Raw genomic sequence first — 12,173 nt, forward strand, 5'->3', positions numbered from 1 at the left:
TTAGACTGGATCATATGATGTGCGCGCGGCATCGATCCCGTGATACGCTGTCGCCCATGTTCGAGCTCACGCACCTGCGCTGCTTCGTCGTCCTGGCGGAAGAACTGCACTTCGGCCGCGCCGCCGAACGGCTGCACATGACCCAGTCGCCGCTCAGCCGGCAGATCCAGGTGCTTGAGCGCATCCTCGGCGTCGAGCTGTTCAACCGGGCCAGCCGACGGGTGACGCTGACGCTGGCCGGGGAGACGTTCCTGCAAGAAGCCAAGCGCATCGTCCGACTGTCCGAAAGTGCTGCGCTGGCAGCGCGACGGGTGTGGAAGGGGGAGGCGGGGCGCGTATCGATCGGCTTCACCGCCGTCTCCGGCTATGTCCTGCTGCCGCGCATCGTCAAGCAGGCGGCAGCCGCGATGCCCGATGTCGAGCTGCAACTGCACGAACTGGTGTCGGGCGACCAGTTCGAGGCGCTGCATACGGGGCTTATCGACCTCGCTCTGGTGCGTCCGCCGGTCGACCGCGTGCGCTTCGATTCCGTGCCGCTGCTGCTGGAGCGGCTGCTGGTCGCGTTGCCGGAGGCCGACCCGCGTGCGGCGCGCGACCGCTTCGTGCCGGGCGATTTCGACGGGCAGGATCTGGTGATGTATACGCAGCGCGGCGCCGGCTATTTCCACGCGCTGTTGCAGAATCTGTTCGAACGCGCGGGCGCGTCGCCCAACTATGTGCAGCATGTGACCCAGATCCATTCGCTGCTGGGGCTGGTCGGCGCGGAACTGGCGCCGGGGATCGTGCCGGAGGCGGCGGCGGGCCTCGCCCCGCGCGGCGTCGTGTTCCGTCCGCTCGATTGCGAGCCGGAGACGCCGGTCGAACTCTATCTGGCGTGGCGGCGCGAGAGCGAGAATGCCGCGCTGCCGGCGTTTCGGGAGCTGTGTCTGAAGGCGGTGGCGGGGTGAAAACGTCTCCACTCCGTTCGCCCTGAGCCTGTCGAAGGGCAGGGCTTCGACAAGCTCAGCCCGAGCCAGGAGGGTTTATATGCCCTCTGGCCAATCCAGCGTCGGCACCTGGCTATGCCGCCGCATCTCCAGCACCAGCCGCGCACCCGCCCCCGGTGCCAAGAGGATCGCAACATCGCGACTCCCCACCGCGATGCGGCGGTCGCCGATGCGCACCGCCTCGATCCGGTGCTCGCCATAGCCGCCGCCGCGCACGATCATGCGGCGCGCTTCCGCAGGGTTCAGGTTCACCAGCGACAGCGTGGTGCCGGTGTCGTCGAGCTTCTCGACCAGCGCGGCGACATCCTGCGGCAGGCCGGGGCGCCGGCGATCCGCGTCGAAATGCCGCAGCCGCGCGAACAGCAACGTGCCGCCCTGATTGGGGGAGGTGGGCGACCATGGCGGGCGGGCGATGTGGATCGCGCCCATCGTCTGGTGCATCAGCGCGGTGACCGACACCGGATTGCGCTCGATCGGGTTGTCGGCGAGCCGCGTCTGCGGCGTCGAACGATCCTCGCGCACCTTCACCATCTGCGTTCGCACCCGGTCCATGTCGGCGAGCAGCGATGTTTCCGCCCAGTCTGGCGCGGTGCCGGACAGGAAGTTCGTCCATGGCGACGGCGCCATCTGGGCGCGATCGGCCTCGCGCATCGACAGATACCAGATCTCGCCGGTGTTGGCGCGGTAGGGACCGGGCTTGAAGCCATACCAGCCGCCGTCGCCGTGCATGGTCGGCGCGGACAGCTTCCCGTCGACCATCTTCGCCTGCGCGTTGATCCGCGCGTTCTGGTCGCGCCAGACCTGCAGATAGCGGTCGTCGCCGGTGGCGAGATAGGCGTTCATGAACCCCATGATCGCGCGCGGGATGCGGTTGCGATCCTCGCGCTTGCCGGTCACCGGATTGACCGGGCTGAACCCCCAGCCATAGGTGCCGCCGTACCAGCGCCCGCCGGCCCCGCCGCCGACGACGCCATCGGGTCCGATGTTGCTCGGCAGGATGCCGCCGTTCGCCTTCGCGCGCGCGCCCCACGCCTCGACATAGTCCAGCATCCAGTCGCGGAACCGTGCATGTCCGGTCAGCATCCAGGCGTTCAGGCCCAGCGCGGTCGAATGCAGGTTCAGCGGATTGTCGCCGACCGTCTCGGTATATTCGCGGTAATGGTCGAGCGTCTGCTGATAGGTCGATTCGCCGTGTACCATTTCGAACCGGCTGGCGTCGAACGGATCGCCCGCCCAGTCGAGCGGGGTGGCGGGGCGCATCAGCGGGCCGATGCTGCCGTTGAACATCGACCGGATCAGGCGGCGCTGCGGATCGTAGTTGGGCGCCTTCGGGTCGCGCCCGGTATAGAAATCGGCGAAGCGGCGGGTGCGCTCGATCAGCTTGCGATCGTTCGGCGTAGCGAGCCCGAGTTGGTTGAAGGTCGTCAGCCCCTCGCTGATATGCTGCCAGTCCATCTGCGGCGGGAAGTCGCGGACGTACATGCCCTGACGCCCCATCGGGACATCGACGGTGCGGACGCGCGAGAACTGTCGGAAATGCGCCTCCTGCACCGCCTGGGCGAGGCCGAGCATGTCGGCGTCGCCGCCGATCAGATAGAGATAGGGCCAGTCGTTGATCGCCTCGATCGCGTCGTCCGGGCCGTCGTTGGCGCCCCAGCGCAGGAACGCCTGTATCTTGTGCCTGCGATCGAAATAGCGGGCGTGGAACGCGCGGGCGGCGTCGGTCTGCATCTCGATCAGGTGCCGTTGCAGCACGGCCCAGCGCGGCGGCGGCATCGGCGTGTCGATCGCGATTTCCGGGCGCGTCGGCTGCGCTGCGGCGGGCAGGGCGGCGGCGAGCGCGGTGGTGCCGCCGGCCACCAGCAGCGTGCGTCGGTCGAGGGTCATGCCGTCAACTCCAGCCGTTCCAGTTTCTGCACGATGACGAAATAGGCGACGATCGTCAGCAGGCAGTGCGCGCCGACGAAGACGAGCGCGGTGTCGAACGATCCCGCCCGCGCGACGAGGATGCCGACGACGATCGGCGTGACGATGCCCGCCGCATTGCCGAAGGTGTTGAACACGCCGCCCGCCAGCCCCGCCAGCTTGCGCGGCGCGACGTCGGACATCACCGCCCAGCCGAGCGAGGCGACCCCCTTGCCGAAGAAGGCGAGCGACATCAGCGCGATCACGCCGACCTGGCTGTCGACCTTCGCCGCGACCATGATGAGGCTGGCGAGCAGCATGCCGACCAGCAGCGGTGCCTTGCGCGCCAGCGTCACCGACCCGGTCCGCGCGAGGATCAGGTCCGACATCAGCCCGCCGGCGATCCCTCCGGCGAACCCGCACAATGCCGGCACCGCCGCGACGAACCCCGCCTGCAGGATGTCGAATCCGCGGTCGCGGACGAGGTAGATCGGGAACCACGTCACGAAGAAATAGGTCAGTACGTTGATGCAATATTGGCCAAGATAGATGCCGATCATCATGCGGCTGGTCAGCAGCTGTCTGACATTGGCCCAGGTGAATGTCGGATCGCCGCCCTTGCCGCGATCGGTGTCCAGCTCGACCAGCCCGCCGCCTTCGCGGATCAGATCGACCTCGGCTTTGTTGGCCCAGCGATGGCGGACCGGATCGTGGATGAACGCGGAGAACGCGACCATCGCCATCAGCCCGAGCGCACCCATCACGAAGAACACGCTGCGCCACCCCGCGACATGGACCAGCCACCCCATCAGCGGGGCGAAGGCGACCAGCGAGAAATATTGCGCGGAGTTGAAGATGGCCGATGCCGTGCCGCGCTCGCGCGCCGGAAACCACGCCGCGACGATGCGCGCGTTGCCGGGAAAGGACGGCGCCTCGCACAGCCCGACCATGAAGCGCAGCACGAACAGCTGCACGACGACGGTCGCGCCAAGGAAGAAGCCGGCGAATCCCTGTAGCGCAGTGAACACCGACCAGGTCGCGATGGCGGCGATGTAGATCGGCCGCGTGCCGAACCGGTCGAGCAGCGCGCCGCCCGGGATCTGCGCGGCGGCATAGGACCAGGCGAAGGCCGACAGGATGAAACCGGTCTGCACCGCGCTCAGCCCCAGCTCGTCCGACGCCGAGGCGCCCGCGATCGAGAAAGTCGCGCGGTCGGCGTAGTTCAGCGAGGTGATGACGAAGATCAGCGCGATGATGAGATAGCGGACGCGGGTGGGCGGCATGGCGGTGGTAGTGCTGTCGGACATGGCGCTTCTCTCCCCGCGGTGGACCAGTCGGTCTCTGTCGGCATCTTCTCTAGGCCAGCGGGGGCGGGTGCTTCCATGCCGCAAAGGAACTCGACCGATGCGGCAGGCGCATCGATCGATCCCCGATTCGCCCGCGAACGTGACCGCGGGCACGCCTATCGTCGGTGGATCACAAGACCATCGGCGGCGGCGCGCGTATCTCGCGGGTCCGACACGGCCGGGAAATCAGGGGAGATGACTATGGTTTCGTCCGCAATCGCGCTTCGCCGCAGCCTGGCCCGCAGCGCCTCCGCCACCGTTCTGGCCATCGCCTGCATCGTCCCCGCCGCGGCGCAGACCGCGCCCCCCGCCGAACCGCAGACGACCGACGTCTCGGAGCCCGAGGCCGCCGACATCGTCGTCACCGGCTTTCGCAGCTCGATCCAGGATGCGCAGAACGACAAGCGGCTGGCGACCGGATCGGTCGACGTCATCAAGTCGGAGGACATCGCCAAATTCCCCGACAACAACCTCGCCGAATCGCTGCAGCGCATCCCCGGCGTCGCCATCTCGCGTGAAGGTGGCGAGGGGCGGGCGATCGCGGTGCGCGGCCTCGGCCCTGAATACACCCGCGTGCGGATCAACGGCATGGAGGCGGTCGCGACGACCGGCGGGTCGGACGCGGGCGGCGCGGTGAACCGCGGGCGCGGGTTCGACTTCAACGTGTTCGCATCCGAACTGTTCAACTCGCTGACCGTGCGCAAGACCGCCTCGGCCTCGGTGGAGGAAGGCTCGCTCGGCGCGACCGTCGATCTTCAGGCGGCACGCCCGCTCGACTATCGCGACCGGTTCGTGATCGCCGGGTCGGCGCGCGCAGGCTACAACGACCTGTCGAAGTCCTGGGACCCGCGCCTCGCCGGCCTCGTCGGTTGGCAGAACGCGGCCGGCACGATCGGCGCACTGTTCTCCGCCGCCTATTCGACCCGCACGATCGACGAGGAGGGGCATTCGACCGTCCGCTGGAGCCCGACCGGCGCCAACGGCGGGTTCAGCGCCGCCTCCACCCTGCCGGGCGTCAGCGTCGCGCGGATCAACACCGTGCCGGCGAACGACGGGTCGAACTGGAGCAACCTGATCTATCACCCGCGCATCCCGCGCTATGACACATGGTCGAACAACATCGAGCGGCTGGGGCTGACCGGCGCGGTGCAGTTCAAGCCGACCGACCGGACCGAGATCGTGATCGAGGGGCTGTACGCGAAGTCGGACACGACGCGTGACGAGAACTACATCGAGGCGCTGTCGTTCAGCCGCGCCGGTGCCGCCGGCAAGCCGCAGACGATCATCCGCACGGGTGAGGTCAACGCCGACAACGAGTTGGTCTACGGCGTGTTCGACAACGTCGACGCACGCATCGAATCGCGCCACGACGAATTCACCACGACGTTCCAGCAGTACAACACCGTGGTCACCCAGGCGCTGTCCGACAGCGTCCGGCTGAACGGCTATGCCGGCTATTCGAAATCGAAATTCTTCAGCCCCGTGCAGACGACCGTCGTGCTGGACCGGCTGAACACCAACGGCTTCAGCTGGGATTACCGCGACAATGATCGCCAGCCGGTCATCAACTGGGGCTTCGACACCGCCAGCCCGGCGAGCTGGTCGTTCATCAACGGCACGTCGGACATCCGCATCCGCCAGAACGAAGTCACCAACGACTTCCTGTCGACGAAGCTCGGCGGAGAGTGGGACGTGGCGGAAGGGTTCAAGCTGTCGCTCGGCGGCGAATATCGCCGCTTCCGCTACGCGACGTTCGAATCGCGCCGCTTCGTCGCGGAAACCACGTCGGGCACGCTGACCGCGGCGCAGGTCGCCGCGCTGACGACGCCCTTCAACGGCGTGACCGGCGATCCGCAGCGCAGCAGCTATGTCATCCCGAATTTGCAGGGCTTCGTCGATACGCTTGGCATCTATTGCAACTGCGTCACGACCATCAACGGCCAGTCGGTCGACTTCCGCGTCAACGGACGGGACGTGGCGGGCACCAATCCGAACACGACCGCCGCGAGCAACACCGGCAACATCCGGGAAGCCGACAAGGCGATCTGGTTCATGGCCGATTTCTCGCGGCAGTTCGGCGACATCACCATTCGCGGCGATGCCGGCGTGCGCTATGTGAAGACCGACCAGACCTCGTTCGGCTATGGTCTGGCGAGCGGCGTCGCCAATCCGATCACGGTCGAGCGCAGCTACACCAACTGGCTGCCGTCGATGAACCTCGTCGCCGAACTGACGCCCAACTTCCAGCTGCGCTTTGGTGCGGCCGACGTCATCACCCGGCCGGGGCTGGGCGCGCTGTCGCCGGGCGGCAGCCTGACGTTGCAGGCGGCGAACCAGGTATTCAATCAGGGCAATCCGTTCCTGAACCCGACGTCGGCATTCAACCTCGACCTGTCGGCCGAATGGTATTTCGCACGCGGTTCGCTGCTCGCGGTCAGCGTGTTCCAGAAGGATATCGGCTCGCTCAGCGGCACGCAGATCTCGACGCTGATCCCGTTCAACGAACTCGGTTTCCCGCTGAACCTCGCCACCGACCAGGGGCTGTCGCCGACCATCCCCGTGACCGTGCGCCGGACGATCAACGGCGAGGGCGGCAAGCTGCGCGGGTTCGAGATCAACTACCAGCATCAGCTGAACTTCCTGCCGGGCTTCCTCCACAACCTCGGCATCCTGACGAACTACACCTATGTGAAGGCGGACCTGCGCTATCCGGGACCTGGGGGCACGGGGACGGTCATCGGGCCGCTGACCAACCTGTCGCGCCACACCGCCAACGGCACCCTGTTCTATGAGGACAAGTTGTTCAGCCTGCGCGGATCGGTGTCCTACCGCTCGAAATACGTCGAGGCGTTCGGCGGCGGCGCGCGCGAGCAGAGCAGCGAGGAGGGCGTGAACGGATCGACCAACGTCGACGCCTCGATCGGCATCAATATCACCAAGTCGATCACGCTGACGGCGGAGGGCAACAACCTGACCGACGAGCCGAAGGACCAGTATATCGATGCCCGCAACCGCGTCGTGCTGAACCACCGGTTCGGACGGCAGTTCTACTTCGGCGCGCGGTTCCGCTACTGATGGCGCGGGTTCCGTCGTTCGATCGCCGGGCGGTCCTGGCCGGCGGCATCGCGCTGGCCGGCACCGGCTCCAGCCTCTTCGCGCAGCAGCCGGTGCGGCGACCGCCGTTCCCGATCGAGGACGACGTCGGTCGCCCGGTGCCGCCGCCGCCCGCCGGCTATTACGACGTGGCGCGGCGCAGTGGCCCCGGCGAGCGCGTCACCCCCGCCACCGAGCGTGGCGGCTGGGTAACGAGCGAGGCGGCGGTCGATCGCAAGGGCGTGCGCTACAAGGGGCCGGGCAAGCCGCCCGCCAACCTGCTGCCCTGGGGCGACTCCGACTCCGGCCGCGTCGTCACGCAGGGTCTGATCCCGCCGGTGAAGCCGTTGCTGCACCTCCACCTGCGTGACACGATCGTGTGTCTGGGCGGCGACGGCAACTATTATATGACCGGGTCGACCGGCGACGACATCTGGAAGGCAAACGACGGCGTCGAACTGTGGCGCTCGCCCGACCTGAAGCGCTGGGACTATCTGGGCCTCGTCTGGAGCATCGAGCGCGACGGCGGCTGGGAAAAGCGCTGGACGGTGCGCAAGGGCGAGTATTTCCGCGCGGTGTGGGCGCCGGAAATCCACTTCATCAACGGCAACTACTATATCTGCCACTCGATCAGCCGCTCGGGCATCGCGGTGTTGCGCAGCACGACCGGCCGCGCGGAGGGGCCGTACGTCCACGCCTTCTCGCCCGACGCTCCTTTACGCAACGGTATCGACGCGACGCTGTTCGGCGACGACGACGGCTCGGTCTACCTGACCTACGGCGGCGCGTTCGAGATGGTGAAGCTGAAGAAGGACCTGTCGGGCTATGACGGCGACTGGCGGCCGGTGACGCTCGCGACGCCCGATCCCGATCCGGCGCATCACAACAAGAAATGCGTGCGCCATGGTTACAAGGACATCGGCTTCGAAGGCGCGACGATGTTCAAGCATGACGGGCGCTATTATCTGGGTGCCGTCGATCGCTTCGTGCCCAACCGCTATTCCTTCGCGCTGGCGACGTCGAACAATCCGTTCGGGCCGTACACCGACCGCTACGAAAGCGTTCCGTGCGCGGGCGGCGGCAACATCTTCCGCGACAAGCAGGGCCGGTGGTGGTGCACGATCTTCGGCAACGACGACGAAGCACCGTTCCGCGAGAAGCCCGGCATCGTGCCCGCGCGGATGGACGAGAAGGGGCACCTCGTCGCCGATTTCGCACCGCGGCGGCTGTAGCAAACGATTCCTCAGAACAGCCGCCCGCCATCCGGCACGCCATGCGTCGGTGTCACGAGCACGACGCGGCCTTCGGCGTCGGGGAAGCCGAGCGTGAGCACCTCCGACATCATCGGACCGATCTGGCGCGGCGGGAGGTTGACGACGGCGGCGACCTGACGGCCAACGAGCTCTTCCAGCGTGTAGTGTTCGGTGATCTGCGCGGAGGACTGGCGTCGACCGATGACCGGGCCGAAGTCGATGGTGAGGCGATACGCCGGCTTGCGCGCTTCCGGGAAGGGCAGGGCCACGACGATCGTCCCGACGCGAATGTCGGTGGCGAGGAAGGTCGCGAAGTCGGTCTGTGCGGCGATCGGCGCGGCGGGGTCGTGGGTCATGTGCATTCCCGCGGTTTGCCATGGCGGCGGGCGGTGGCATAGCCGGTCGCGATGACCGCTTCTGCCATCTCTCGAGACGATCCGCTCGGCCTGCCGCCGGGCTGGGCGGAGATCGTCGCTAAAGCGGTGCCATATGAGCGACGCGTGGCGCTGGCCGCCTTCGTGGTGGCGGCGGAGCGGGCCGGCGCGGTCTATCCGCCCGCTGCCGATCGGTTTCGTGCGCTGGAGCTGACACCGCCCGATGCGGTGCGCGTCGTCATCCTCGGGCAGGATCCCTATCACGGGCCGCGGCAGGCGCATGGCCTCGCCTTTTCCGTGCCGACTGGCGTGCGCCCGCCGCCGAGCCTTGCCAACATCCACAAGGAACTGGCGAGCGACATCGGTATCACACGCCCGGCGAGCGGGAGCCTCGACCATTGGGCGCGGCAGGGGGTGCTGCTGCTCAACACGGTGCTGAGCGTCGCGCACGGGCAGGCGGGATCGCATGCGCGGCAGGGCTGGGAGGCAGTGACAGACGCGATCGTCGCGCATGTCGCCGCCGGACCGCGGCCGGTCGCCTTCCTGCTGTGGGGCAGCCACGCGCAGGCCAAGGCGGACGCGATTCCCGCGCTCGCCGACCCACGCCATCTCGTGCTGCGGTCGGTGCATCCCTCGCCCCTGTCGGCGTATCGCGGTTTCTTCGGGAGCCGGCCCTTTTCGCAGGTCGACGCGTTCCTGACCGCGCACGGCGACCCGCCGATCGATTGGTGACGGAGAACGCATGGCCCTGACCGAGATCGCGCGGGTCGACCGCAACCTCGCCAACATCCTGGTCGGGCGGCTGGAGAGCGAGGGCATTCCGGGGGTCGCGTTCGATGGCGGGGCGAGCATCGTCGAGGGCAGCTGGCTGCTGATCCCGGTGCGGGTGATGGTCGACGAGGACGATGAACACGCGGCGAGGGCGATCATAGACGCTGCCTGATTTTCGGGCAGATGTTCGCAACTGCACAATTTATTACCGCATCGTTACCGGGCACGCCAATGGCAACCCGTTGAAAAGCAACGCCTGACCCGGCTGGCACGACGCTTGCGACGCTGTCCTCACGTAAAGTCGTGAAGGGGGCGCGCATGAAACTCATCATCGCCATCATCAAGCCGTTCAAGCTGGACGAAGTGCGCGAGGCGCTGACCGAGGTCGGCGTCGCGGGCATGACCGTCAGCGAAGTGAAGGGCTTCGGCCGGCAGAAGGGCCAGACCGAGATATATCGGGGGGCCGAATACAGCACCAACATGGTGCCCAAGATCAAGATCGAGGTCGTCTGCGCATCCGAGATCGCAGGTCGCGTGGTCGAGGCGATCCAGGCATCGGCCAACACCGGCGCGATCGGCGACGGCAAGATCTTCGTGCTCGATGTCGGGCAGGCGGTGCGTATCCGCACCGGCGAAACCGACCAGACCGCGCTGTGAGGGGGGAGATGATGAAGAACGCCATGAAGACTGCGGCCAAGACGGCGGCCGGACTGGGCATCGGCCTGTTCGCCGCACTGCCCGCCTGGGCGCAGACCGCCGCCACCGCGCCCGCCGCCGCGCCGTTCGTGCCGACCGCCGAGATGGTCAACAAGGGCGACGTCGCCTGGATGCTGGTCGCATCGGCCTTCGTGCTGATGATGTCGGTGCCGGCACTCGCACTGTTCTACGGCGGTCTCGTCCGCACGAAGAACATGCTGTCGGTGCTGATGCAGGTGCTGACCATCGTGTGCGTCGCCGCGCTGGTGTGGTTCGCGTGGGGCTATTCGATGGCCTTCACCTCCACCGGCACGCCCTTCCCGAAACTGTTCGGCGGTCTGGACAAGATGTTCCTGAAGGGGGTCGACCCGACGACGTTCGCGGCGACCTTCTCCAACGGCGTCTACCTGCCCGAATATGTCTTCATCATCTTCCAGATGACGTTCGCCTGCATCACGCCGGCGCTGATCGTCGGTGCGTTCGCGGAACGCGTGAAGTTCACCCCGCTCATCATCTTCGTGGTGGCATGGCTGACGCTCGCCTATTTCCCGCTGGCGCACATGGTGTGGTACTGGGCCGGCCCGGACTTCCTGCCGGCCGCTCCCAACGACAGCGGCCTGCTGTGGGGCTGGGGCGCGCTCGACTTCGCCGGCGGCACCGTCGTGCACATCAATGCGGGCATCGCCGGCCTGATCGGCTGCATCGTGATCGGTCCGCGCCGTGGCTACAAGTCCGAGCCGATGCCGCCGCACAGCCTGGTGATGACCATGATCGGCGCCAGCCTGCTGTGGATCGGCTGGTTCGGGTTCAACGCCGGCTCCGGCCTCGAAGCCAATGCCTTCGGCGCGCTCGCCTTCATCAACACCTTCACCGCCACCGCGGCGGCGGGCGTGACCTGGGCGGTGATCGAGCAGATCGTGCACAAGAAGCCGTCGCTGCTGGGTGCGGCATCGGGCGTCGTCGCCGGGCTGGTCGCGATCACCCCGGCGGCGGGCTTCGCCCACCCCGGCACCGCGATCCTGCTGGGCGCGGTCGCCAGCCTCGTCTGCTTCTTCTTCGTGACCACGGTGAAGAACAAGCTGAAGTACGACGACACGCTGGACGTGTTCGGCATCCACTGCGTCGGCGGCATCATCGGCGCGATCGGCACCGGCATCGTCGCGGCACCGTCGCTCGGCGGGCAGGGCTGGATCGACTATACCGCCCCCGTCGCCAAGGCCGGCGAATATGATCTGGTCGGCCAGGTCATCACCCAGATCTGGGCGGTCGGCACCACCGTGGTCTGGACCGGCGTCGTCTCGCTCGTCCTGTTCCTGGTGCTCAAGCACACCATCGGCCTGCGCCCGTCGGCAGAGGTCGAGACCGAGGGTCTCGACATCAACGAACACGGCGAGCGCGCCTACAACTACTGATTTCGAAGAGGTTCCTCCTGCGGACGACTGGCCGGTGTGGCGACACACCGGCCATTTTTTGTGCGCGCGCCGGGCGATGCTCAATCGGATGGTTGAGCGTGAACGTTGAGAAAGTTGAGACGTGCGGCGCGTCGCAGGCACGGAAATCCGCCGTTTTTGGCGCGCGATGCTCAACCGGTTGGTTGAGCGTCACGCTGAATGTTGAGAACGTCGCAACCTGCGGACGGGGCGCCGCCTGTACAGCGCGCAAAGGGCGACGCTGTACAGCGGGGGGCGAGATGCGCGAGTTTCGAGGCAGCGTCCGGACCATGGCTCGGCATGGCAGATCACCAGGCTT

General features: G+C 67.1%; 10 protein-coding genes. 7 read left to right on the forward strand and 3 right to left on the reverse strand.

What is annotated here, in order from left to right; translation table 11 throughout:
• The first annotated feature begins 56 nt into the window (after window positions 1–56).
• Complete coding sequence (locus ACX40P_RS13835) at window positions 57–947, forward strand: LysR family transcriptional regulator (RefSeq protein WP_459126945.1); 891 nt, start codon at window positions 57–59, stop codon at window positions 945–947.
• A gap of 75 nt (window positions 948–1,022) precedes the next feature.
• Here ACX40P_RS13835 and ACX40P_RS13840 read toward each other — a convergent pair whose 3' ends face one another.
• Together ACX40P_RS13840 and ACX40P_RS13845 are read right to left on the reverse strand one after the other, a co-directional pair.
• The gene (locus ACX40P_RS13840) at window positions 1,023–2,873 is read right to left on the reverse strand and encodes a hypothetical protein (protein WP_459126946.1); all 1,851 of its coding nucleotides are present in this window, start codon (window positions 2,871–2,873) and stop codon (window positions 1,023–1,025) included.
• Complete coding sequence (locus tag ACX40P_RS13845; RefSeq protein WP_459126947.1) at window positions 2,870–4,198, reverse strand: MFS transporter; 1,329 nt, start codon at window positions 4,196–4,198, stop codon at window positions 2,870–2,872. Before ACX40P_RS13845 ends, ACX40P_RS13840 begins: the two co-directional genes overlap by 4 nt.
• A 240-nt stretch (window positions 4,199–4,438) precedes the next feature.
• Between ACX40P_RS13845 and ACX40P_RS13850 the strand changes: the two genes are divergently transcribed.
• On the forward strand, window positions 4,439–7,312 hold the full coding sequence (locus ACX40P_RS13850) for a TonB-dependent receptor (protein WP_459126948.1): 2,874 nt from the start codon (window positions 4,439–4,441) through the stop codon (window positions 7,310–7,312).
• On the forward strand, window positions 7,312–8,562 hold the full coding sequence (locus tag ACX40P_RS13855) for a family 43 glycosylhydrolase (protein WP_459126949.1): 1,251 nt from the start codon (window positions 7,312–7,314) through the stop codon (window positions 8,560–8,562). The genes ACX40P_RS13850 and ACX40P_RS13855 overlap by 1 nt, the downstream gene beginning before the upstream one ends.
• 11 nt (window positions 8,563–8,573) lie before the next feature.
• On the opposite strand, the gene ACX40P_RS13860 is transcribed toward ACX40P_RS13855, so the two are convergent.
• Window positions 8,574–8,945, reverse strand: coding sequence for a tRNA-binding protein (locus ACX40P_RS13860; RefSeq protein ID WP_459126950.1), 372 nt, complete (start codon window positions 8,943–8,945; stop codon window positions 8,574–8,576).
• Between the two features lie 45 nt (window positions 8,946–8,990).
• On the opposite strand from ACX40P_RS13860, the gene ACX40P_RS13865 reads away from it, so the two are divergent.
• The 4 genes from ACX40P_RS13865 (at window position 8,991) to ACX40P_RS13880 (ending at window position 11,836) form a co-directional block, all read left to right on the forward strand.
• Window positions 8,991–9,689 carry a uracil-DNA glycosylase gene (locus ACX40P_RS13865; protein WP_459126951.1) on the forward strand — a complete coding sequence of 233 codons (699 nt, stop codon included), beginning with the start codon at window positions 8,991–8,993 and terminating at the stop codon, window positions 9,687–9,689.
• A 10-nt stretch (window positions 9,690–9,699) separates the two neighbouring features.
• A complete protein-coding gene (locus ACX40P_RS13870) occupies window positions 9,700–9,900 on the forward strand; it encodes a putative signal transducing protein (RefSeq protein WP_459126952.1) in 201 nt (66 codons plus the stop codon).
• Between the two features lie 146 nt (window positions 9,901–10,046).
• The gene (locus ACX40P_RS13875; protein WP_459126953.1) at window positions 10,047–10,385 is read left to right on the forward strand and encodes a P-II family nitrogen regulator; all 339 of its coding nucleotides are present in this window, start codon (window positions 10,047–10,049) and stop codon (window positions 10,383–10,385) included.
• 11 nt (window positions 10,386–10,396) lie between these two features.
• Window positions 10,397–11,836, forward strand: a complete 1,440-nt coding sequence (locus ACX40P_RS13880) for an ammonium transporter (protein ID WP_459126954.1) — start codon at window positions 10,397–10,399, stop codon at window positions 11,834–11,836.
• The last annotated feature ends 337 nt before the right edge of the window (window positions 11,837–12,173 follow it).

The organism is Sphingomonas sp. RS2018 (genome assembly GCF_054489605.1).